This is a genomic window from Pseudoalteromonas sp. C8, assembly GCF_011378685.1.
In the GTDB taxonomy this organism is placed as follows: Bacteria; Pseudomonadota; Gammaproteobacteria; order Enterobacterales; family Alteromonadaceae; genus Pseudoalteromonas; species Pseudoalteromonas arctica.
This window is the reverse complement of record NZ_WTKT01000001.1, coordinates 238,467-261,743: the sequence shown is the minus strand read 5'-3', so window position 1 is coordinate 261,743 and position 23,277 is coordinate 238,467. Positions and strand designations below refer to the sequence as shown.

Sequence of the window (23,277 nt, the reverse complement as noted above, 5' to 3'; positions counted from 1 at the left end):
ATTAAATAATGTTACTTTAAGGCTTACTCCAACTGCATTATGCATCTCTGGGTAAGCCTTTTTCTACGATTCTGATTAACCTAGCCGTTTTACGAATTTGTAATCGTTGTTTATCGTTTTGTTGAGCAAGCGCCCATTCAATATGTTCTAAAACAAGCTCGCTGGATATTTGGCTTTTATCTTGTAAGGCATGAATAATAGCCGGGCTAAACTCTGCATTACCTAAACCGACCGCTATATTACGTAACCAACGTTCGTGACCTATGCGGCGAATAGGGCTGCCTTCGGTATTTTTTAAAAATGTAGGCTCATCCCAAGCAAATAGCTCAAGTAAATCTTTATTTTTTAATTGAGTACGGGGATGAAAGTCATTTTCATCCGTTATTTGTCCATAACGATTCCAAGGGCATACCAACTGGCAATCATCACAACCATAGATACGGTTGCCTAATAAAGTTCGGTATTGTTCGGGTATAGGGCCTTGGTGTTCTATCGTTAAGTACGATATGCATTTACGTGCATCAACAACGTAAGGCTCTACAATTGCACCTGTTGGGCAAAGAGTAATACAAGCAACACATTTACCGCAGCCTTCAAACGTATTCTCTGCATCTATTGGTAGAGGTAAATCAATAAATAGCTCGCCTAAAAAAAACCACGATCCTGCTTCTTGGTTAATTAATAAAGAATGCTTACCACGCCACCCTAAACCGGCTTTTTCGGCAAGTTGACGCTCAAGTACCGGGGCTGAATCTACAAAGGGTCTAAAGCCATATTCGCCAATTTCTTGCTCTATTTTTTGGCCAAGTTTTTTTAAACGATTACGCATTAATTTATGGTAATCACGACCCAGTGCATAACGACTTATGTATGCTTTTTCTTTATTTTTTAAGGTTTTTGCAAAGCCAGCATCGGGAGGGAGATAATTCATTTTTACGGATATAACACGCTGTGTACCAGGTACTAATTCAGCAGGGCGAGCGCGTTTCATGCCGTGAGCAGCCATATAATCCATCGAGCCGTGGTAGCCAGCATCAAGCCAGCGTTGCAATTGGGCTTCGTGCTTAGATAGGTCAATATCAGTAATACCTACTTCGCTAAAACCAAGCTCTTGCCCCCAGGTTTTTATTTGTAGGGCTAATTTTTCATAGTCTGGGGTAGGGTTGCTCACACACTTCACACACTTAAATTAATAGCTGCGTAATTTACCATATTTCTCTGAGCCCGAAAACGCTTCTTAGCGCACGAAGCGCTTTAACTGTTGTTGGGTCTGTAAGCTTAACTGTTGAGATTGCTCGCTATCGGCTAATGCCGTATCTATTTGCTGTTTAGCTTGCTCACCTAAAGCTACTATTTGCTCTACCGATTGGTGAGTATTAGTTTGAGTGCCCTCAAGCATATGTACAGCACTGGCTATTTGTTGTAGTTGCTGTTGGTTGTGCTCAAACTCACTAAGCATTTTTGTAAAACCCTCACAGGTTGCACTAATTGAGCTTTGTGCATTATTGGAGTGAGTCATTAATTGCTCTGACTCTTTATTTGTTTCATTTACTAGCTCATTCATTTGAGTAATAAAGTCGCTTATTTGCCTAGTTGCGCCACTTACCTTTATTGAAAGTGTGCGTACTTCGTCTGCAACTACGGCAAACCCTCTGCCAGCTTCACCCGCTCTAGCTGCTTCTATTGCGGCATTAAGGGCTAACAAATTAGTTTGATCGGAAAACTCTTCAACCATTTTTAAAATACTACGAATGTTTTCACTGTTCTCTTTCAGTCCCGCAATTGTATTTGAAAAGCTACCTAGCATATTAGTAATAAGTTTAACCTGCTTTACTAAAGCAGCGAGCTCTGATGCAGATAGTTTTACAAAATTAAGGTGTTCATTATTAACGTTATGCACGCTATCTGTATTATTTACTATGTTTTGTAAGCTTTGGGTTATTTGCATACTGGCATTAATAACACTGTGGCTTAACTGTATTTGTTGCTCGCTTGATTGCTCAGTATTTTTCATCGATTCAGTGACTTGTATATTACTGTGTGCACTAGCTTGAGCACTGTTATATGTTGTGCTGAGTAACTCACTTAAATGGGCAGTAAATATATTATATTGTGTACTTAAATCTTTAAATTCGTCATACGAAAAGTGAGGAAGTTTTGCTGCTAAATTTGCATCTTGTTGGTTTATTTTTATCAAAGTATCGCGCATAGCAGTAACAGGGCGAACAATTAAAAAACACATATAAAAAAGAGTAAAAATAAAACCAGATATAATAACAAGCGTAAGTAGCCAAAATAGCCCTGTACTTTGCTGTTGTTCGCTTAAGCTCTGATGCAGCCAAAATAACGTAATTGCTTGGAACAATAATACAAAACTCAAATTACCGACTATTTTACGCGTTAACGTAAAAAAGAATGTTTGCTCTATATAGTTATAAATTTTCATAAAACTACTCATTATGCTTAAGCCCTACGATTCTTATTTTAGTTAGGGAGGTGTAAGTTAGCTTTTTTGTAACGATAACAAGTAAGCTTTGGTTCGCGCTGGGTAATTTGTAAAAATTCCGTCTATGCCATACTCAAGCATTAGCGCTATATCTTGTTCTCTATCGACCGTATAAGCATAAATCTTTAAGCCTCTTTTTTTTGCATCATCGGCAAAAGCCTTATTTATAAAGGTTTTATCTGCATGTACGCTATAAGCATTTAAATCACTTGCAAACTTTGCATAGTTAATTGGAATAGAAGAAGTAAGGGCGCCTATTTTAAGCCATGGTAGCTTGCTTTTAAGCCACTGTAGTTGATGATGATCAAACGATGATACTAAAATATTCGCTTTCGATATTTTGTTAGCTTCAATGTTTTGTTCTAGTTGAGCCACAAACCTTTCTAGTTCAAATGTATGTTTAAGCTCAATATTTAATAAATATTTATTATTATTCCAATCAAACAACTGCTGAAGAGTAGGAATTTGTTCACCATTTCCAGCATCAAGTTTAGAAAGTTCATGTGCCGTAAAGTTACTCACCCTACCTTTACCGCTGGTGGTTCTATCGAGCCATGAGTCGTGTATTATCATGTAATCATCTAAGGAACTTTGAATATCTACTTCAATACCATCAACACCTACTTTTAACGCTTCTAAAATAGCGCTTTTGGTGTTTTCAGGAAAATCCCCACTGGCACCACGGTGTGCAAATACTTTCATTGTCGAGCCTTTTTAGTGATTGACCACGTTTCAAAACAAGCGGCACTAACAATAAGTGCTCCACCAACTAACGTCATAACAGTAGGACGTTCATGAATAATTACTATAGCCAGTATGGTGCCATAAAGTGGTTGTAAGCAAGAAATTAACCCCGCAGTTGCCGCTGATAAATGCTTTAAACTTGCTGCAAATAATGAATGAGGTGTAGCCGTAAAGATAACACCTGCTATGGCAATTAAAATTAGGTCGTGATTACTAACCTCATATACCGGCACTTCTATAAATGCGCACAGCATAATGCTTGCCACTAAGGTTTGATAAAACATAGTTTGCGGGCCACCATATTGGCTAAAGTAGCGCTTATGGGTAATGTTTCTGATTGAAAAAAACAATGCCGATATAACACCTGTTATTACACCTAAGGTTACATCGTCGCCTAAGTTTGCACTTGGTACTAATAAGTAAATACCTAAAACAACCACCGCTGCACTTATTATATCTTTTGCTTTTGGCCTGCTTTTATTAAATAAGGGTTCTAAAAACACCGTCATTACGGGATAGCTAAAAAATGCCAGCATTCCAATAGTTATACCGGCCATTTGCATACCAGCAAAATAGGTAACCCAGTGAATACCCACTGCAACACCTAAAAATAACGCAATAAGGTAGTCTTTAGGCTTGTTGAGTTTAATTTGTTTTTTTTGAAAATACAGCATGGCTAAAATAGCCATTCCTGCAATTGCAGTTCTGTAAACGGTAATATCTAAAGCATTTAAACCAATAAGCTTGGCAAATAGAGCGGTTCCGCCAAAAAGTAATACCGCTATGTGCAAATAAATTAAACTTTGCTGCTGAGATTGCATTTAGTTTCCTTGTTGTACTTTTTGAACATATTAACATTGCTTAAAAATTCTTAAGATGAATTTTTTATCGCATGACAAATGTCATAAAAGTTGATGACACTTCACACTCTTATTATTTTTATACGCTGGCATAGTTACCTTACTCAACAGGGGATAATTATGAATTCTTTAATTTTAATCAGCTTAACTATTAATGAAGTGCTAGAGGCGTTAAGTTTTACGATTACGTACGCAGATTGCTTTATGCTGGCGTGCATTTTTATGTTATTTATATTTATTAATAAAAATAGTGCTATAAGTAAAAATAATATGCCAGAGGTATTAGTATGAGCTCGCTTAACTCCTTTTCTCAACAAAGTGATAAAGGTTTTTGGAAATATGGGCATTTAATTTTTACAGGCTTTTATTTACTCCCACTAATAATTAATTTTGCGAGCTTTACTGCTAACCAAATAACGATGTCTTTAGCCTTTTATGTTGCTTTTATTCTTCTATATGTAAAAGCAATAAACTGTAAAAGTGCAGGGGTGACCAAGTTGTTTGTAGCCATGCTATTAATTTGTTTTTGCGCCACGTTTTACACCACAGGTACTCCTACTTTATTTGGCTTTGCAGCGTACGTAGCAGGCTATGCATACAGTTACCATCAAAGAATTTATGCTGCACTCGCAATTATATCTACGGTTTTATTAAGCGCATATATTGGTGATATAGGGAAGGTGCAATACTTTTTAGCCGTTGCTTTGATTTTATGTGCAGCCTTATTTAGTTACGGTATTGCAGCTAAAAGAGAGAGCCTGTACAAAAAACGTGAGCAAGAAAGCGCTAACCAATTAGAGCAATTAGCAGCAATTGCTGAGCGTGAACGGATAGCCCGCGACTTGCACGATATTTTAGGTCACTCATTGTCATCTATTGCTTTAAAAGCTGAGCTTGCCAATAAATTAAACCAAGGTGAGCGTTACGCTCAAGCAAATAGCGAAATTGCACAAGTGGCCGATCTTGCAAGGCAGTTACTTAGTGATGTAAGAAGCGCCGTTAGTGATTTAAAACAGCTTAACCTTGTTAGCCAAGTAGCACAGTTAAAACAAAGATTAATAGAACAAGACTTTAACGTTTCATTTAATGTAGTTTTAAATACTCTACCCGCTAAAGTAGAGGGCATCGCAGGCCTTATAATTAAAGAAGCCGTTACCAATTTGCTACGTCATAGCAGCACAAAAAATTGCGAAATAAATATAGAACAAACAGCGCAGCAGCTACTCATTACCGTTATTGATCGTGCACCGTGCTCCACATTAAATTCGGGCAATGGCCTAAATGGTATTAAAGAGCGAGCAGAGCAACTCAATGGTAGTGCAACATTTACCTGTGGCGATATTTTTACTTTAAATGTAATGCTACCAATTTCAGCTAAGGATTTATAATGATCAGAGTGTATTTAGTGGAAGATCAAGCGCTTGTGCGCGACGCAGTAGCAGCATTGTTAGGACTCGATTTTAATATTGAGATTATTGGGCAAGCAAGTAACGGGCAAGATGCACTTAATGCAATTGAAGCGCTTGATAGTGATTTACATCCCGATATAATTTTAACCGATATAGAAATGCCAACCATGAATGGTATAGAGCTGAGTGAAAAAATAGCCGCTAAGTTTCCCGCTATAAAAATGGTTATTATGACTACATTTTCTCGTGCGGGTTATATTAGGCGAGCGCTTACGGCAGGTGTTAAAGGTTTTATTTTAAAAGAAGCACCCAGTGAAGAGCTAATAAATGCGCTTAAAAAAGTAATGCAGGGGCAAAAAGTGATAGACCCAGAGCTTGCTATTAATGCATTGGACGACGCAGATCCACTTACCGATAAAGAGCGAAAAGCACTTAAACTTGCAAGCGACGGGCTTAAAACAAGCGACATAGCCAAGCAGTTATTTATAAGCGAAGGTACTACACGTAATTATTTATCAGACGCTATTGCTAAGCTAAACGCCACTAACCGTATAGATGCTGCACGTATAGCTAAACAAAAAGGATGGCTTTAAATAGTGGGTTTATAAATTATAAGCAAAGTATTACTTATAAAAGTAACGAACAGCGCTTAAAATTAGCTTAAAATTAGCTTAAAATTAGCTTAAAAAGCGTTAAAAGAGGGTTTAATGGCAAATCTAATAGAACTAACAACTAAAAATAACACCGCTATACTCACCATGAATACCGCTGAAAACCGTCACAATCCAGCGTTTTTGGCTGAGTTTAATTTACACCTTGACCACATTGAAGCAGATCAAAATATTAAGTCAGTTATTCTAACCTCCTCGAGTGACAAAAACTGGTCATTGGGCATCGACCTTCAATGGATGTCCAATCCAAGTATTTTACCAGCAGCTATTTCTGACTTTATGATTCAAATAAGTGACTTGTTTAAGCGCATAGTTACTTTTCCTATGCCTATTATTGCTGCGTTAAACGGGCATACCTATGGCAATGGTTCGGTGCTTGCGTGTGCGTGCGATTTTAGATTTATGAAGTCAGATAAAGGCTTCTTTTGTTTTCCTGAAGTGGATGTAATGGTGCCGTTTGTACCGTCGATGTTTCCTATAATTAATAAAGCTATTTCGCAAACATTCTTTAATCGTTTAGCTATGTCAGGAGAGCGTGTTGGTGCACAGCAGTTGCTAGACAATAAAGTGGTTGAAGCTGTGTTTGCAAATAACGACGAACTACAAGCGGGTGCACTTGAGTTTGCCCAGCAATTTAATAAAAATCGTTGGATTTACGCTCAAAATAAAACACAAATGAATAAGCAGATTTTACTTACGATGAAAGAAGAAGACCCAAGCTTTATTGATAATATAAGCAAACTGCTCTGGAAAAACCTACAAAAAAAATAGTATAAGTCTTAGTATTGCTACTAGATGAAAATACTTTGCAGTTAAGGGGTCGTTAAGCCCCATTGCGCTAGATTTTTAAACTATACAGCAAGATAAACAGCAAGGTAAAAGTGCTTTCTTAAAAGTTTAATCGCTTTTACCTGTCTCATTATAACTATATGGGTTAAAATACCTACATAACCAACTAACAAGATAGTGAATGTCAAACCAAGATCCAAATCTCAGTCGAGAACAAGAAAAGTACGAAAACCCAGTCCCTAGTCGTGAGTTTATACTTACTCACCTTCAAGAACGTTCAAAACCTGCTAACTACGCGCAATTATGTGAAGAACTAGCAGTAAACGATGACGAACGCCAAATAGCATTTAAACGCCGCCTTCGCGCTATGGAGCGTGACGGACAGCTGTATTTTAATAAATTTAAATGCTATGCCCTAATTGACGAAGCCGGTTTAACCAAAGGCAAAGTAATAGGCCACAGAGACGGTTTTGGCTTTTTAGAAGTTGAAGGCGAGAGTAAAGATTGGTTTATTGCTAAGCACCAAATGAATATGGTGTTACATGGCGACATTGTACTAGCTAAAGGCACTAAACGTGGTTCTGGCTCAAAATGCGATGCACGTATTATAAAAGTGCTTACTAACGAGCGCGCGCCAATTGTTGGCCGTTACTTTGTAGAGCATGGTGTTGCCGTTGTGGTAGCTGAAGACCCGCGCATAACGCAAGATATAATGATTTTACCAGGCAACGAAAACGGTGCCCGCCATAACCAAATGGTGCAGGTTAAAATCACTCAAAATCCAAGCCGCAACATGAACGCGGTAGGTAAAATTATTGATGTACTTGGTGAGCATTTAGCCCCAGGTATGGAAATTGAAGTCGCACTGCGCAATCACGATATTCCACATGTATGGCCAGAAGAAGTTGAAGCACAAGTTGCTCACCTAGGTGAGTTTGTTGAAGACGCTGACAAAAAAGGCCGCGTAGATTTACGTGACTTACCACTTGTAACCATTGATGGCGAAGACGCTCGCGACTTTGATGACGCCGTGTACTGTGAACCTAAAAAATCGGGTGGCTGGCGCTTATGGGTTGCCATTGCCGATGTATCGCATTACGTAGGAATGAACACGCCGCTTAACAAAGAAGCAATTTTGCGTGGTAACTCAGTGTATTTCCCTGAGCAAGTAATTCCGATGCTACCAAAAGTGCTTTCTAACGGATTATGTTCGCTTAATCCAAAAGTAGATCGCTTATGTATGGTTGCCGAAATGACCGTATCGAGCTCGGGTAAACTTTCGGGCTATAAGTTTTACGAAGCGATAATGAACTCGCATGCGCGTTTAACTTACACCAAAGTAAATGCCATTTTACAAAACGACGAAAAACTACGCGAAGAATACTCAGCCGTAGTGCCACATTTAACTGACTTACAGCAAATGTATATGGCACTTAAAGCAGCACGCCAAGACCGTGGTGCCATTGAGTTTGAAACCCTAGAAACACGTTTTGTATTTAACGCTCAGCGTAAAATAGAATCAATAGTGCCTGTTATTCGTAACGACGCGCACAAACTGATTGAAGAATGTATGATTTTAGCCAACGTATCGGCGGCTAAAATTCTTGAAAAGCACGAAGCAAGCGCGCTTTATCGTGTGCATGACGAACCAGACAGCGAAAAACTAGGTAACTTTACTAAGTTTTTAGGCGAGTTAGGTATTCAAAGCACATTAAGCGACGAGCCAACACCAAAAGAAATAACCCAAGTATTAGCGCGACTAGGTGACAGCCCAGAAGCCGAGCTTATTCAAACTATGCTACTGCGTTCAATGAAACAAGCTGTATATCAGCCAGATAACATTGGTCACTTTGGTTTAGCGTTATCGGCTTATGCGCACTTTACATCGCCAATACGTCGTTACCCAGATTTAGTAGTACATCGTGCTATTAAAGCAGTTATAAAAGCACAAGGTCAGCAAACGTCTGGCGAATACGCTTATACCGACGACGAAGTTGATCAACTTGGTGAGCAGTGTTCTACCACAGAGCGCCGCGCCGATGATGCAACTCGCGAAGTAGCGGATTGGCTTAAATGTGAGTTTATGCAAGATCACGTAGGTGACGAGTTTGACGGTGTTATTTCATCGGTCACTAACTTTGGTTTGTTTATTCGTTTAGACGATTTACAAATTGATGGGCTTATTCATGTTACTAATTTAGGCGACGAGTTTTTTGCGCATGATGCTGCAAAACACACCCTAATAGGTGAGCACTCACACAAAGTTTATCGCCTTGGCGATAAAGTAACAGTAAAAGTTGCGTCGGTTAGTTTAGACGATCGCCGTATCAACTTAACGCTTAAAGGCGATGTTGCACAAGACAGATACTCACGTCGTCGTGCGCCAAAAAAAGGTTCAGGTAAATCTGAGCATGCGCCAGCAAGTGTGCGTTCGCAATTAAAAGCAGGCAAAGTACCGGGTAAAAAGTCGCACAGTGATGACAAACCAAAAGGTAAAAAAAAGCCAGCAAATAAAGATAAAGGCAAGCCTGTAAATAAGTCTGCAACTAAACCCGCAGATAAAAAAGCAGCAGACACTGCCGTAAAGAAAAAGCCGAAGAAGAAGGCAGTTAAAAAGCCTAAAAGAGCTGGCAAAAATGCCCGTAAAAGTACTAGCCCAGGAGCAGATAATACGTGAGTAATGAATTAATTTTTGGCTTTCACTCTGTTGAAGCAATTTTAGAAAGCGAGCCAGAGCGCTTTGTAGAAATTTACGCCCTTAAAGGTCGTGACGACAAACGCTCAACTCCGATTATTGATGAAGCACGTAAGTTTGGTATTTCAGTACAGTTTATGCAGCGTAAAGCCCTTGATAGCAAATCAAAGGGTGAGCAGCATCAAGGTATTATTGCCAACGTAAAAGCAGCGCCAACGTTTAACGAAAAAGATCTTGATGCAATAATCGCTCGTGAAGACACACCGTTTTTACTTGTACTTGATGGTATTACCGATCCGCATAACTTAGGCGCATGTCTACGTAGTGCAGACGCTGCAGGTGTTCACGCTATAATTGTACCTAAAGATCGCTCTGCCAAGCTTAACGGCACAGCACGTAAAGTTGCTTGTGGCGCAGCCGAAACAGTACCGCTTATTCAAGTGACTAACCTTGCACGTACGCTTCGCGAAATTAAAGATGCAGGCGTATGGGTTGTAGGCACTGCTGGCGAAACTGATAACCACGTATTTGATGCAAGCTTAACGGGGCCAATGGCGATTGTTATGGGCGCAGAAGGCGAGGGCATGCGACGCTTAACGCGTGAGCATTGCGATATGCTCGTTAAAATCCCAATGGCGGGTACTGTTTCAAGCTTAAACGTATCGGTAGCCACGGGTATTTGTTTGTTTGAAGTATTACGCCAACGTAACGCAAATAACTAATATATAAAACGATAAGTTTTATGTATTAAAAAGCCGAGATTGAAATTCAATCTCGGCTTTTTTGTATCTGTAACTTACGCTTTTAACTTTGCACCAATTGTACTGAATTGATGCTCTATCATAGCGATAGGAAAATAACCCTATAGCAAGGCAAAAATAACGAAATATAGTTGTTCTTATATGAGTTATTTTTAACGCAGCTAGTGAACCATTTCTCCTATACAAAGCGCAGGTAAACGGTTTAATAACAAGGCAATAATTTAGATGTGTAGTGTTCTTACATAAAAAATTATTAACGCTGTTAGTGAACCGTTTATCTCATACAAAGCGCAGGTAAACGGTTTAATAACAAGGCAATAATTTAGATGTGTAGTGCTTTTACATAAAAAATTATCAACGCTGTTAGTGAACCGTTTAACCAGCTTTCAATTTAGAATGAGTAAGTGTAGCCCATCTGTACAGTACGCGGCTTACCTGGTTGAATGCCACCGTTTGAACGGTTAGCAACGTATGTTTTATCAAACAAATTATCAACGCTTAGGTATATTTTTTGATTTTCATCGATTAAGTATTTAGCAGCTAAATCCCATACTACGCGGCTATCAATTGCGTTTAAGCCCGACTGCGTTAAGTTAGCATGCGCATCAGATACGTAACGTATTTGGCTGTTAACTACAAACGCAGAAAACTCAGCACCTAACGATAACGCTACTTGGTTTTCTGGTACGTAAGGCATTGCATCGCCTTTTTCTACCGTGCCCCAAATTTCTGAATCAAAATCGTTTTTAAACTCAGAGTCTGTGTAGGTATACGTTAATTTAACTGGGAACATAGCTGTATCAGTTGCAAACGTACGTGCTGCACTAAATTCAAAGCCCGCTACTTCTACTTCACCGTAGTTGTATTGGTCGCCAATGTTGTCGTCGCTACAACCAACAGCTGCAGTACAGTTACCGTGCATGTTGCTGTAGTCAGAGTAAAACGCAATTACTTCACCGCTAAAGCCATCCATATTAAAGCGAGAGCCAAACTCAATGTTTACACTTTCTTCTTCTTCTTGGTCAGCATTACCAGGTGCTGCTGGTGCATAACCTTTTTGAATGCCCGCAAGTAGCGTTACGTTTTCGTTAAGCGTGTAAGTAGCACCTAACGACGGAACTAAAATCTCTGTGTCGTTCGACACATCTTTAGTTAAACCGTTGCTGCGTGTTGGATCTGATTTAGACCACTCTTCACGCGTAATAGTAATATCTTCATAACGAAGACCTGCACTTACTACTAATGCATCAATTGTCCACTCGTCTTGAATAAACAAGGTACTTGCTTCTGCGCTATCTACACGGTTGCTGTCAGAGCCCGGAACACCTTGCTCTGTAAGCGTTAAGCTTAGGTCTTGATTAAGTGTGTATTTGTCTTCCCATTGAAAACGATCCATTTCGTCTTCGTGGTAACGTACGCCAACAGTCACATAGTGATCGCCTGCAGGAATATGTAATTCAGACTGAATACCTTTAGCTTGGTAATCGCGGTTATTAGCTTTAATACCAATACCTTCAATACCTTCGCTTGTCGGGTTTGCTTCAAATTCACTGTATTGTTCAAGGTAGCTTTCGCTTACTTTGCTGGCTTTATACCAGTTACGATGAAAATCGTTTAAGTAAGCCGTAGCTAAAAACTCATAGCCATCACCAAAACGGTACGCGTAGTTAAGTTGGTATGCGTTGTGGCGCGTATTCATTTCATCGTTTTGCGATGCAGCATAACGACGATAAGGACTTTCTTGATAGTCTTCGTCAGTTAAGCCCATGTATGTTTCGTCTGATGTTTCGTCAGAGTACTTAATTTTTAGCTCAAGATTATGCGCATCGTTTTGACCAAACGTATGGCCAAACTTTAATAGTAAATCTGTTTTTTCAAAGCCGGTGTTGTCATTACCTACTGGCAGCTCTTTAAAGCCATCTGCGCCGTAAGTAAATACTTCAATTAAGCCTGCTGTGTTGTTTTTTTCTTTACCGAAGTAAGCGTGACCTTTGTAATATCCATCACCACCAAGGGCAGCATCTACCATACCCTTTGAGCTATTTGGCTCAGTAGGTAAGCTGCGCGAAAGTAAGTTTAAAACACCGCCCGTAGTACGCGGGCCATACTTAACTGATGCCGCGCCTTTTAATACTTCAATAGACTCCATACGACCCGTAGTAGGGAAGTAGTAAGCAGAAGGTGCTGAATATGGTGCTGGTGCAACTAATACACCGTCTTCCATTACTGATATTTTATCGTTACGACCAGTACCTGTGCCGCGCATACCAATATTAGGACGAAGGCCGTAGCCGTCTTCTTCTTGCACGTAAACGCCCGGAACAGACGCTAAAACGCGAGAAATATCAGTAAATTTGAATTTTTGAAGTTCTTCATCAGAAATAAACGTAGCCGAACCAGGAATATCGTTGATTGCTTGCTGAGAGCCAATAACGGTAATTTGTTCAAAGCGTTGTTCTTTATTGCTGGTGTCTTTTGCTATTGCAGTAGCACTAAAAGACAAAGCAACCGCAGTTGCCAGGGTAGATACTAAAAACTTAGGGTTCATTGTGTTCCTAATCATGTCAATTATCTTAATTGGCGTAATTTGAACACGTTAACGAATACGAATCAATGTTATTAAGTATTTAATTATTCAGTTTAATAGAACTAAAAGCACCTACTTATGCAACTTTGTTAACTAAATTGTTTCTTTTGTATTAGTTTGTAATTGCTTTACTCGTTATAAAGTTTTGATTAGCTATAACCTAAACGTAGCGCTATAAACTCCGCGAGCTTATCTACTGCATGATCCGATTCACCCGAACTTTTAATTAAACTAATACCAATATTACCAAGCGTGGGTAAATGTTTGGTTTGAACTTGATAGTTAAGCTCACTCGGTACTGTGCTTTTAGCAAGTACGGTAATACCTAAGCCTTCTTTTAATGCAGCAATAAGGCCGGTTAAATCGGCGTTGCTATATACAATTCGGTATTTTATGCCCGCACTTTTTAATGCATCAATTGCACGGCGACGATAAATACACCCCTCTGGCGCGGTAACTAGCGTAACCACCTCGTTTTGAGCAAGTGACAGGTCGCCCACCCACACCAGCTCGTCTTGCATAAAAATAGGGAACTTATCAGAGTTAAGTCGCTCATTTAGCGCAAGTACTAAATCGAACTGATCTTGGCGAGAAGCCGAAAGTAAATGTTTACTTAAACGCGACTTAACTTCTAACGACACCTCAGGGTAGAGCGCCACAAAGTCGCCAATAATAGAAGGTAAAATACGCGCAGCAAATTCGCTCGGAATACCCAAGCGCACTTTACCTGCGATGTTTTCTGATGTGAACTGCTGCAAAATAGCATCGTTGTGTTGCATCATTTGCTTTGCCATAGGCAATAATAGCTCGCCGTACTGGTTTAATACTTGGCGCTGTCCTTGTTTTTTAAATAGTTTATATCCGAGCACGTCTTCTAAGCGCTTTATTTGCAAACTTACAGCAGGTTGCGACAGGCCAAGTAAATCGCCTGCTTTAGCAAAGCCACCTATTTCAACTACCATTACAAAAGTACGTAAACCGTCTGTTGATATGTTTTTCATATTTAAAATTACAATTTATATAGCTATATATATAAGTATTATTTATCAATTGATAAAAAATTACAATTTGTTGTTGGTAGGCGTGGGCAATATACTTTTGTAATCGAAAATACACAGGTGTTTGTTATGACTTTTAACCCAATAATGTTTGCCCGCCACAGCAACGCAAGTAGTGCGGTTACTAACGCTTTGCAAACTAACAACAATCACGTTGTAATGGATTTTAGCGGCACCGAAACCAGTGTATTTTTAAGCACTATTTTAGGCCTTGATTTAACTAAGCTTACCGCCAGCGGTTTAGGCTTAAAAGGCACGCTTGATGGCGACTATAATTCTGACTACAGCTTTGCTGTTTATTACTTTAGCGAAACCGCCTTTAGATTCGTACTGCCACACAACGCAAGCCTTCAACTACAAGCACTTATAAACGAGCAACAACTACGTTTTGATATTGATTATGTAGTACGCACCGACCTAGCAAGCTTTATTTTAAGTGGCGACAACGCGTTTGATACTCTAGTAAATGCTTTTAAATTAACACCCGGTTTGCGCCTTTCTGACGCGCAACTATGCTACGGTGCGCAAAGTGGTGATGTATTTATTACCGCCATTGATAAAAACGACGAACAACACTTTGTATTAGTAGCTAAACAACAAGAATTACAAAAATGGCAAAGCTACATGCAAGCGCAAGGTTTTGCACTTATGCATAGTGAAGCCGCATAACGAATACAAACAACAGGTGAACATAACAATGTTTACCTGTTTTTAATTACGGTTAAGTAAAAACTAATTTAAGCCACGCCCTAAACAGGGTTAATTTAAACGTGAAGGAATGTTATGACTTCTAAAACTGTACTACATGCTAAGCACCTAGAAGCGGGCGCTAAAATGGTTGATTTTCATGGCTGGGAAATGCCAATCAACTACGGCTCACAAATAGAAGAACACAATAGCGTGCGTACCGACGCAGGTATGTTTGACGTATCACACATGACTATTGTTGATATTGAAGGGCCTCAAGCACAAGCATTTTTACGTAAGCTAGTAGCTAACGACGTTGCAAAATTAACCGTACCAGGTAAAGCGCTTTACACAGGCATGCTTAACGAGCAAGGCGGTGTAATAGATGACTTAATTATTTATTTCTTTAGCGAAACCTTTTACCGCCTAGTTGTTAACTCAGCAACGCGCGAAAAAGACCTAGCGCATTTAGCTAACGTATCGAGCGACTTTGACGTAACCGTTACAGAGCGCCCAGAGTTTGCAATGATTGCAGTACAAGGCCCTAACGCTAAAGCAAAAACAGCCACTCTTTTAAATGCTGAGCAACAAGCCGCGGTTGAAGGCATGAAACCGTTTTTTGGTGTTCAAGTAGGTGATTTATTTATTGCCACAACGGGTTATACTGGCGAAGACGGTTACGAAATAGTAGTACCGAACGACCAAGCAGCCGATTTATGGCAACAACTGCTAGACGCAGGGGTTAAGCCTGCTGGTTTAGGTGCACGCGACACGCTACGTTTAGAAGCAGGTATGAACCTTTACGGCCTAGATATGGACGAAAGCGTATCACCACTTGCCGCTAACATGGCATGGACCATTGCATGGGAACCAGAAGATCGCGACTTTATTGGTCGTGACGTACTTGTTAAGCAACGCGCAGAAAAAAGCACTGACAAACTAGTTGGCTTAGTGTTTGAGGAAAAAGGCGTGTTGCGTAGCGGTTCTAAAGTAATTGTTGACGGTGGGGAGGGTGTTATTACCTCAGGTACTTTCTCACCAACACTTGGTTTTAGTGTAGCCCTTGCACGTGTACCACGTTCAACAGGCGATACAGCTCAAGTAGAAATGCGTAAAAAATTAGTAAACGTTAAAGTAGTAAAGCCTAGCTTTGTACGTAACGGTAAATCAATAATTTAAATAATTTGGTTATACCAATCACAATAATTATTGTGATTGGTATCCTCCCAATATAAACCAAAGGACAAATAAAATGAGCAACATTCCTAGCGAGTTAAAATACGCACCTTCACACGAGTGGGTTCGTAACGAGGGCGACGGTACATTTACTGTTGGTATTTCTGAGCATGCACAAGAACTTCTTGGCGACATGGTATTTGTTGAATTACCAGAAGTTGGCGACGAAGTAGACGCTGGCGAAGACTGTGCAGTAGCAGAGTCGGTTAAAGCAGCATCAGACATTTACGCACCTATCAGTGGCGAAATTGTTGCTATTAACGAAGAGCTTGAAGACTCACCTGAAACAGTAAACAACGACGCTTACGGCGACGGTTGGTTATTCCGTATTAAAGCATCTGACGAGTCTGAGCTAGACAACTTATTAGACGCTGAAGGTTACTCGCACACTATCGACGAAGAATAATAATTTTTTGAAGATAACTAAAAGCCCCGTTTAATGTATAAAAATGGGGCTTTTATGATTTTACAGCGCACAACCCCATACTGAGTGAGCTGTTAAATCGTCAAATATTTTAATTAATGCTAGTTACCCATTAGCATTTAGGATCATAGGAATCTGGATTCATGTCAAACGCCAAATCTCTTGAAGAACTAGAGCAAAAGCAAGATTTTATTCGCCGCCATATTGGGCCAAGCCCAGCACAAGTAAGCGATATGCTAAGTGCTTTAGAAGTATCGAGTGTGCAAGAGCTCATTGACCAAACTGTACCGGCTAGCATTCGTCTAGAACAACCGCTAACAGTTGGACAAAGCCGTACTGAAGTTGAAACACTAAGCTACCTAAAATCAGTAGCAAGCAAAAATAAAGTTTTCAAATCGTACATTGGCCAAGGCTACCACCCAACTAACGTACCGCACGTAATTTTACGTAACGTACTAGAAAATCCAGGTTGGTATACAGCGTACACACCGTATCAGCCAGAGATTGCACAAGGGCGTTTAGAATCATTATTAAACTTCCAAACTATGACCCTAGATTTAACCGGTCTTGATTTAGCAAGTGCATCACTACTTGACGAATCAACAGCCGCTGCAGAGGCTATGGGCCTTGCAAAACGCGTATCAAAAGCTAAAAAAGCCAATGCCTTTTTTATCGCTGACGACGTACACACACAAACAATCGACGTAGTAACAACGCGTGCCGAGCAGTTTGGTTTTGAAATAATTGTAGGTAAAGCAGAAGATGCCGTAAACCACTACATTTTTGGCGCATTGTTCCAATACCCAACCACATCAGGCGAAGTGGTAGACATAACGGACCTAATTGCTGGCGTACAAAGCAAAAAGGCGATTGCCTGTGTTGCTGCCGACATAATGAGTTTATTACTATTAAAAGCACCGGGTAAACTAGGCGCAGACGTAGTACTTGGTTCGGCTCAACGTTTTGGCGTACCTATGGGTTACGGCGGTCCTCATGCTGCATTTTTTGCAACACGTGACGCATACAAACGTTCATTACCAGGTCGTATTATTGGTGTATCTAAAGACCGTTTAGGTAACGACGCACTACGTATGGCAATGCAAACGCGCGAACAACACATTCGCCGCGACAAAGCCAATTCAAACATTTGTACAGCACAGGTACTACTTGCCAACATGGCAGCGTTTTACGCGGTGTACCACGGCCCACAAGGCTTAAAAACTATCGCGCAGCGTATACATCGCTTTACTGATATTTTAGCAACAGGCCTAAAAGCTAAAGGCATCGCACTTAAGCACAGCACGTGGTTTGATACCCTTACAATTGCAGATGACAGTAAAGACGACGTAATAGCACGTGCAATTGCAAAAGGCGTAAACTTTGCTACAAACCACGAAGACGAGTACTCAATTTCGGTATCAGAGACAACAACACGTGCCGATATCGCTGAGTTATTCGATATTATTTTAGGCGAAGGCCATGGCCTAAGTGTTGACGCTATTGCAGCCGACGTTGAGGCAAATGGCAGCGAGTCAATTCCGGCAAGTTTAGTACGTGACGACGAAGTACTAACGCATCCAAACTTTAACAGTTACCACAGCGAAACAGACATGCTTCGCTACATTAAGCGACTAGAAAGCAAAGACTTATCGCTTAATCACTCAATGATCTCGTTAGGCTCATGTACCATGAAACTAAACGCGACTGCTGAGATGATCCCAATTACGTGGCCTGAGTTTGCAAACCTTCACCCATTCTGCCCGCTAGATCAAGCAGAGGGTTACCAAATAATGATTGGCGAGTTACACGACTGGCTAGTAAACATTACCGGTTACGATGCAGTATCACTACAGCCAAACTCTGGCGCGCAAGGTGAATACGCAGGCTTAATCGCGATTCGTAAATACCACGAATCACGCGGCGATGCACACCGCAATGTATGTTTAATCCCAAGCTCTGCGCACGGTACTAACCCTGCATCAGCGCAAATGGCGAGCATGAAAATTGTGGTAGTTAACTGCGACAAAAACGGTAACGTAGACATGGCCGATTTAAAAGCGAAAGCTGAGGAAGTGTCTGAAAACCTATCGTGTATCATGATCACATACCCGTCTACGCACGGCGTATACGAAGAAACAATTCGCGAGATTTGTGACATTATTCATGAGCACGGCGGCCAAGTTTACATGGACGGCGCAAACATGAACGCGCAAGTTGGTGTAACAAGCCCAGGCTTTATTGGCTCAGACGTATCGCACTTAAACTTGCATAAAACGTTTTGTATTCCACACGGTGGCGGTGGTCCAGGCGTTGGCCCAATTGGTGTTAAATCGCACCTTGCGCCGTTTATGCCAAACCACAGCGTAATTAACGTACCAGGTACTAACATCGGTAACGGTGCGGTATCGGCAGCGCCTTATGGCTCAGCGGCTATTTTACCTATTTCATGGGCTTACATCACCATGATGGGGTCAGAGGGCTTAAAACAAGCCACTGAAATGGCAATTGTTAATGCTAACTACTTAACGCATGAGCTAAGCAAGCACTTCCCAATTTTATACCGTGGTCGTAACAACCGTGTTGCTCACGAATGTATTGTTGACTTACGCCCGCTTAAAGAGCTATCAGGCATTACTGAAATGGACGTAGCTAAGCGCTTGCAAGATTACGGCTTCCATTCACCAACTATGTCGTTCCCAGTTGCTGGCACATTAATGATTGAGCCAACGGAGTCTGAATCAAAAGGTGAGATTGACCGCTTTATCGAAGCAATGGTGTCAATTAAAGGCGAAATTGAAAAAGTAATCTCAGGCGAATGGTCAATTGAAAATAACCCGCTAGTGTTTGCACCGCATACACAAGGCGACGTGTTAGGTAACGAATGGGACCGCGCGTACGACCGTTTTTACGCTGCATTCCCAGTGCCTGCAGTGGCTAAAAACAAGTTCTGGCCAACCGTTACACGTATTGATGACGTATACGGCGACCGTAACTTAGTATGTTCATGCCCTGCGGTAGAGACTTATCGCGACTAAGAGACAGACTAATTTTTGAACTTTAATGGGTAGTAAGTTCCATTATAGTTTGAAAATTTATCAAAATTATAAAAGCCGTTGCAGCAATGCAACGGCTTTTTTGTGCGTGGTGATAAACCATAAATAATATGGGCGTAGGTTGGGTAGAGTGAAACGAAACCCAACAATTCACAAATATATTCACTCGCTCAAAAGCCAAGAGTATGTATTATTTATTGTAGGCGTTAAGCTTGCTGACGCGCTGGCGGCAGCCTTAAAGTTATAAATAACATTGTGCGCCTGTAGCTTTTAGGCTACATTTATTTAGCAAGTTGAATAAATTGGAGTAATTATCATGGCGCTACAAACATCAGATTTTAACCCGTTTGACTATATGGAAACACAGCAAGAAATTAATACATTTTTAGAAGAGTGTTTAGCTGATGATGATCCAAATACCTTTATTGAAGCACTTGGCTTATTAGTAAAAAAACATGGCGTGAGTGATATTGCTAAAGCAACGGGGTTAAACCGTGAAAGCTTATATAAAGCCGTTAACGGTAAAACCAAGCCACGTTGGGAAACTATTTTTAAAGTGATGAAAGCACTTAACTTTCGCCTTACAACACAAGTTGCATAAGCTGGATTGAGTGAAACGAAACCCAACGAATCACAAATATACTTACTCGCTCAAAAGCCAAGAGTATGTGTTATTTATTGTAGGCGTTTAGCTTGCTGACGCGTGGGCGGCAGCCCGAATAAGTATTTAAATAGGTGTTTAAGGTTATCATCACCGATAACGCGAATACGTTTCGCGTTTCACGCTTCTAGAAATTAGAAACCTTATTCAAGGTTTTTTGCCAGATTGCTGGCGGCAACCAAGGGGCGGCTACCGCCGAGCGCCCCTTGGAACCCCACGGCGCCCCGAGCATCACGCTTAATCCTTCAAATAATTAATTGATGTGAACGTAAACGGCGAAGATAGGCCATCCATGGCCTAGTTTCGCCTTATCGCGCATCCATGCGCGATATTCNTCACCGATAACGCGAATACGTTTCGCGTTTCACGCTTCTAGAAATTAGAAACCTTATTCAAGGTTTTTTGCCAGATTGCTGGCGGCAACCAAGGGGCGGCTACCGCCGAGCGCCCCTTGGAACCCCACGGCGCCCCGAGCATCACGCTTAATCCTTCAAATAATTAATTGATGTGAACGTAAACGGCGAAGATAGGCCATCCATGGCCTAGTTTCGCCTTATCGCGCATCCATGCGCGATATTCCTCATCAATTGCTTATTTTCAGGGCGTGATGACGGGGGAGGGTGTTAAACGTGAGTTTGGTGTTTGGTTTTGGCAAGAAACAAAATCTGACCCTCTATATTTCCTCCTCGGTCAAAAGCCAAGAGTATGTGTTATTTATTGTAGGCGTTTAGCTTGCTGACGCGCGGGCGATAGCCCGAATAAGTATTTAAATAGGTGTTTGAGGTTATCATCACCGATAACGCGAATACGTTGGGCACTTCTAGAAATTAGAAACCTTATTCAAGGTTTTGTCGCGCTGGCGACGGCAGCCAAAGAGGGGCTGCCGCTGGTCCCTCTCTGGACACTCTCAGCGCACCCGAGCATCACGCTATTTCCTTCAAAACACAATTGATGTGAACATAAACGCCATGAAAGCACATCCATGTGCAAGCATGGCTTTCATTTCATCCATGAAATGCATTACTCATCAATTGCTTATTTTCAGGGCGTGATGACGGGGAAGGGTGTTAAACGTGAGGTTGGTGTTTGGACTTGGCAAGAAACAAGACCTAACGCTCTGCAATTTTTTGGCTGGTCCGATCCTTTTGATCCTATTTTATTCTACTGATGTAATACAAGCATATACTATGACTCACAAATTTCTGATAGGAAAGTAACTTGAGCTTCGGTAAGTTCGTATACTTTATTACTTAAAAGCTTAACAACCTCTAGGCAGATACTTTTCTTTTGCCCTTCTCCTGACAATTGAAAAGGAGCTTTATCTGGATTTTCGAGTTTTGCCGCATTCTCAGCATACATAAAAATTTGAGTATTCAAGTTAGCTGCTTTTGACTTATTGTCTCTTAGCTTCTTTTTAATAATTGAATATTTAGCATTTTTTAATATTTTATTTACGGAATCGAACATAAGCTCATTGGGTAAAAAATCTTCAACTTCCCAGTCAAAATTTTTACTTTTCTTATCCCAGACAGTACCGTCTTCCTTTGGATAAACTAATAGCTCTATACTTAGGTTTGAGAATCTATTTTTGTTAACGCTGTTCTCTAAATTTTTATATTCGATTCTACCCGCTTCATCATTATCCAAAATTATTTTTATTTGCGGTTTAAAATCAAGGTCTATTGCCAAATTATTGTAAAATTGGACTGAACCAGATATTTTTGAAGCACTCCCAGACCAGATTATGTTGGGGGCAATCATCTCGTTGTGTTCGATCAGTGCTTCTAAGTATTTTTTATCTGTCTCACCTTCCACTATAATATTGTAAGGTAATAAATTCCATCCATCGTTATTCTCTATGCCTAGATGCTCTCTTATACCCTTAGCTTTAGCTGATTCAGATGAAAAAGATTGAGCATGTGTGGATTTTTCAAAAAACGAACGATCTTTTTTCCTAACGTAATTTTTCTCATTCACATCACAGACATACAAATAAGTGTATTCTAAATTATTTAGATCAATAAAATGCTGCGAGTGAGTAGTCATAACCACAGTTTGTTCTTTTTCTCTAGCTATCTTTTTTACAGCTCTAAATAATTGTTTTTGTGCTTTCGGTTGAAGAAATATTTCAGGCTCATCTAAGCCCCAAATGACTTTTTTATTAGCATTTGAGGCGATATAGTTCATTAAAGTCAATAAAGCAGTTCTTTGAGCACCACTACCTTTAGAAGAAATAGAATGGTCATTACCGTCATCTATCGTAACTTGAGTCATTCTGGATACAACGTCACGTAATTTATCAAACTCAGCGAACGTAATTTTGATTGCACTGTTAGAGTCCAAAGAGCTTAGAATATTTAGCTCTTGTAATTGTTGATTTAGTTCTTTCTGGATATCGTTTAACGCAGCTTGGGCTTGCGCCTGAAATTGTTTTAATGTTTCTAAAGGCTTTTGCTGTTTAGCTCTTTTTTTATCAAGCTTGAGCAAACCATCTGAAGCAAAAAGTTCTGACACTAAACTTGGTATATCGACATTATTAGACTTTACATAAAAATACTTAAAGTGTTTTACGATATCTTTAAATGCTTTTTCCGTCTGGGGGAGTGTTTTAGTTTTATCAGAACTAGATATCTTATATTCAATGGTCAGGTCTTTTTTAAACGTGGCTTTGACCGTTATGACTTCTGATACATTAATACAAAACTTACCTGTTAGCTCAGTATTTTGAAGTTCGCCACCTCTACCATAATAAATATGGTGTGGTATGTCAGTTGTTACATCATATAGCTCAATGTCTTCAATATGGTTGAAAAAAATATTCAGTGCCTCTAGTACGTTAGTTTTTCCAATATTATTCTCCCCGCAGATCGTAATGGGCTGACCATTAACCACCTTTATTTCAACATTCATAAGTGAACGAAAGCGTTTAATCGTGAAGTGTTCGAATTTATAGTCCATTATTGCTTTTCTATCACATCAAATAAATATACGAGTACATACTACTAATTTTATTAGATAAGTCCAGAATCCAGAATCAGTAAATTGGTAGGAGCAGGTATTTCTTTTTGCCTTTTGTGATTTAAAAATGCAAAACTTGCCCCTAGTAACCCCATTTAAAAAGGCAATGTTATTGCCC

The 23,277-nt window shown here is 40.2% G+C and carries 17 protein-coding genes; 10 read left to right on the top strand and 7 right to left on the bottom strand.

Translation table 11 applies throughout. The annotated features are described in order from the left end of the window. Nucleotides 1-37: 37 nt before the first annotated feature. The 4 genes from queG to GQR39_RS01135 form a co-directional block, all read right to left on the bottom strand. A complete protein-coding gene (gene queG / locus GQR39_RS01150) occupies nt 38-1,171 on the bottom strand; it encodes a tRNA epoxyqueuosine(34) reductase QueG (protein ID WP_121955309.1) in 1,134 nt (377 codons plus the stop codon). Nucleotides 1,172-1,237: 66 nt separating this feature from the next. After that, nucleotides 1,238-2,458 (bottom strand): methyl-accepting chemotaxis protein, encoded by a 1,221-nt coding sequence (locus tag GQR39_RS01145; protein WP_165734617.1) that lies wholly within the window; start codon nt 2,456-2,458, stop codon nt 1,238-1,240. A 45-nt stretch (nt 2,459-2,503) separates the two neighbouring features. Beyond that, nucleotides 2,504-3,208 carry a glycerophosphodiester phosphodiesterase family protein gene (locus GQR39_RS01140; RefSeq protein ID WP_165734616.1) on the bottom strand — a complete coding sequence of 235 codons (705 nt, stop codon included), beginning with the start codon at nt 3,206-3,208 and terminating at the stop codon, nt 2,504-2,506. Then, a complete protein-coding gene (locus tag GQR39_RS01135; protein WP_007579930.1) occupies nt 3,205-4,071 on the bottom strand; it encodes a DMT family transporter in 867 nt (288 codons plus the stop codon). The genes GQR39_RS01140 and GQR39_RS01135 overlap by 4 nt, the downstream gene beginning before the upstream one ends. Before the next feature lie 326 nt (nt 4,072-4,397). Between GQR39_RS01135 and GQR39_RS01130 the strand changes: the two genes are divergently transcribed. From GQR39_RS01130 to rlmB, 5 genes are all read left to right on the top strand, one after another. Further along, on the top strand, nt 4,398-5,498 hold the full coding sequence (locus GQR39_RS01130) for a sensor histidine kinase (RefSeq protein WP_024592880.1): 1,101 nt from the start codon (nt 4,398-4,400) through the stop codon (nt 5,496-5,498). Next, nucleotides 5,498-6,112, top strand: coding sequence for a response regulator transcription factor (locus tag GQR39_RS01125; protein ID WP_058154167.1), 615 nt, complete (start codon nt 5,498-5,500; stop codon nt 6,110-6,112). Before GQR39_RS01130 ends, GQR39_RS01125 begins: the two co-directional genes overlap by 1 nt. A gap of 114 nt (nt 6,113-6,226) precedes the next feature. Next, nucleotides 6,227-6,961, top strand: a complete 735-nt coding sequence (locus GQR39_RS01120; protein WP_165734615.1) for an enoyl-CoA hydratase/isomerase family protein — start codon at nt 6,227-6,229, stop codon at nt 6,959-6,961. 199 nt (nt 6,962-7,160) lie between these two features. Beyond that, the gene (gene rnr, locus GQR39_RS01115) at nt 7,161-9,656 is read left to right on the top strand and encodes a ribonuclease R (protein WP_165734614.1); all 2,496 of its coding nucleotides are present in this window, start codon (nt 7,161-7,163) and stop codon (nt 9,654-9,656) included. Further along, nucleotides 9,653-10,396 (top strand): 23S rRNA (guanosine(2251)-2'-O)-methyltransferase RlmB, encoded by a 744-nt coding sequence (rlmB, locus tag GQR39_RS01110; protein WP_007378377.1) that lies wholly within the window; start codon nt 9,653-9,655, stop codon nt 10,394-10,396. The genes rnr and rlmB overlap by 4 nt, the downstream gene beginning before the upstream one ends. A 430-nt stretch (nt 10,397-10,826) precedes the next feature. Here the strand turns inward: rlmB and GQR39_RS01105 are convergent, their stop codons facing one another. Then, on the bottom strand, nt 10,827-12,983 hold the full coding sequence (locus GQR39_RS01105) for a TonB-dependent receptor (protein WP_165734613.1): 2,157 nt from the start codon (nt 12,981-12,983) through the stop codon (nt 10,827-10,829). Nucleotides 12,984-13,171: 188 nt separating this feature from the next. After that, the gene (locus GQR39_RS01100) at nt 13,172-14,023 is read right to left on the bottom strand and encodes a LysR family transcriptional regulator (RefSeq protein WP_165734612.1); all 852 of its coding nucleotides are present in this window, start codon (nt 14,021-14,023) and stop codon (nt 13,172-13,174) included. A gap of 126 nt (nt 14,024-14,149) precedes the next feature. Here GQR39_RS01100 and GQR39_RS01095 point away from each other — a divergent pair, with 126 nt between their 5' ends. The 5 genes from GQR39_RS01095 to GQR39_RS01075 all read left to right on the top strand — a co-directional run bounded on the left by GQR39_RS01095 (nt 14,150) and on the right by GQR39_RS01075 (nt 20,081). Then, a complete protein-coding gene (locus tag GQR39_RS01095) occupies nt 14,150-14,749 on the top strand; it encodes a hypothetical protein (RefSeq protein ID WP_002958026.1) in 600 nt (199 codons plus the stop codon). Between the two features lie 114 nt (nt 14,750-14,863). Continuing rightward, nucleotides 14,864-15,946, top strand: coding sequence for a glycine cleavage system aminomethyltransferase GcvT (gcvT, locus tag GQR39_RS01090; protein ID WP_024599316.1), 1,083 nt, complete (start codon nt 14,864-14,866; stop codon nt 15,944-15,946). Between the two features lie 73 nt (nt 15,947-16,019). Beyond that, nucleotides 16,020-16,409: a glycine cleavage system protein GcvH gene (gene gcvH, locus GQR39_RS01085; protein WP_002958029.1), complete on the top strand. Its 390-nt coding sequence runs from the start codon at nt 16,020-16,022 to the stop codon at nt 16,407-16,409. Nucleotides 16,410-16,570: 161 nt separating this feature from the next. Then, on the top strand, nt 16,571-19,462 hold the full coding sequence (gene gcvP / locus GQR39_RS01080) for an aminomethyl-transferring glycine dehydrogenase (protein ID WP_165734611.1): 2,892 nt from the start codon (nt 16,571-16,573) through the stop codon (nt 19,460-19,462). A 334-nt stretch (nt 19,463-19,796) separates the two neighbouring features. Continuing rightward, entirely contained in the window at nt 19,797-20,081 is a 285-nt protein-coding gene (locus GQR39_RS01075) for an addiction module antidote protein (protein WP_007579952.1), read from the top strand. A 1,245-nt stretch (nt 20,082-21,326) separates the two neighbouring features. On the opposite strand, the gene GQR39_RS01070 is transcribed toward GQR39_RS01075, so the two are convergent. Further along, nucleotides 21,327-23,099, bottom strand: a complete 1,773-nt coding sequence (locus tag GQR39_RS01070; RefSeq protein WP_277344305.1) for an AAA family ATPase — start codon at nt 23,097-23,099, stop codon at nt 21,327-21,329. Nucleotides 23,100-23,277 lie beyond the last annotated feature (178 nt).

What these genes read in the sequence shown, in the direction of transcription:
- GQR39_RS01145 (WP_165734617.1), bottom strand. Translation starts at nt 2,458, where the DNA reads ATGAGTAGTTTTATGAAAATTTATAACTATATAGAGCAAACATTCTTT.
- GQR39_RS01140 (WP_165734616.1), bottom strand. Translation starts at nt 3,208, where the DNA reads ATGAAAGTATTTGCACACCGTGGTGCCAGTGGGGATTTTCCTGAAAAC.
- GQR39_RS01135 (WP_007579930.1), bottom strand. Translation starts at nt 4,071, where the DNA reads ATGCAATCTCAGCAGCAAAGTTTAATTTATTTGCACATAGCGGTATTA.
- GQR39_RS01130 (WP_024592880.1), top strand. Translation starts at nt 4,398, where the DNA reads ATGAGCTCGCTTAACTCCTTTTCTCAACAAAGTGATAAAGGTTTTTGG.
- GQR39_RS01125 (WP_058154167.1), top strand. Translation starts at nt 5,498, where the DNA reads ATGATCAGAGTGTATTTAGTGGAAGATCAAGCGCTTGTGCGCGACGCA.
- GQR39_RS01120 (WP_165734615.1), top strand. Translation starts at nt 6,227, where the DNA reads ATGGCAAATCTAATAGAACTAACAACTAAAAATAACACCGCTATACTC.
- rnr (WP_165734614.1), top strand. Translation starts at nt 7,161, where the DNA reads ATGTCAAACCAAGATCCAAATCTCAGTCGAGAACAAGAAAAGTACGAA.
- GQR39_RS01105 (WP_165734613.1), bottom strand. Translation starts at nt 12,983, where the DNA reads ATGAACCCTAAGTTTTTAGTATCTACCCTGGCAACTGCGGTTGCTTTG.
- GQR39_RS01100 (WP_165734612.1), bottom strand. Translation starts at nt 14,023, where the DNA reads ATGAAAAACATATCAACAGACGGTTTACGTACTTTTGTAATGGTAGTT.
- GQR39_RS01095 (WP_002958026.1), top strand. Translation starts at nt 14,150, where the DNA reads ATGACTTTTAACCCAATAATGTTTGCCCGCCACAGCAACGCAAGTAGT.
- gcvT (WP_024599316.1), top strand. Translation starts at nt 14,864, where the DNA reads ATGACTTCTAAAACTGTACTACATGCTAAGCACCTAGAAGCGGGCGCT.
- gcvH (WP_002958029.1), top strand. Translation starts at nt 16,020, where the DNA reads ATGAGCAACATTCCTAGCGAGTTAAAATACGCACCTTCACACGAGTGG.
- gcvP (WP_165734611.1), top strand. Translation starts at nt 16,571, where the DNA reads ATGTCAAACGCCAAATCTCTTGAAGAACTAGAGCAAAAGCAAGATTTT.
- GQR39_RS01075 (WP_007579952.1), top strand. Translation starts at nt 19,797, where the DNA reads ATGGCGCTACAAACATCAGATTTTAACCCGTTTGACTATATGGAAACA.
- GQR39_RS01070 (WP_277344305.1), bottom strand. Translation starts at nt 23,099, where the DNA reads ATGGACTATAAATTCGAACACTTCACGATTAAACGCTTTCGTTCACTT.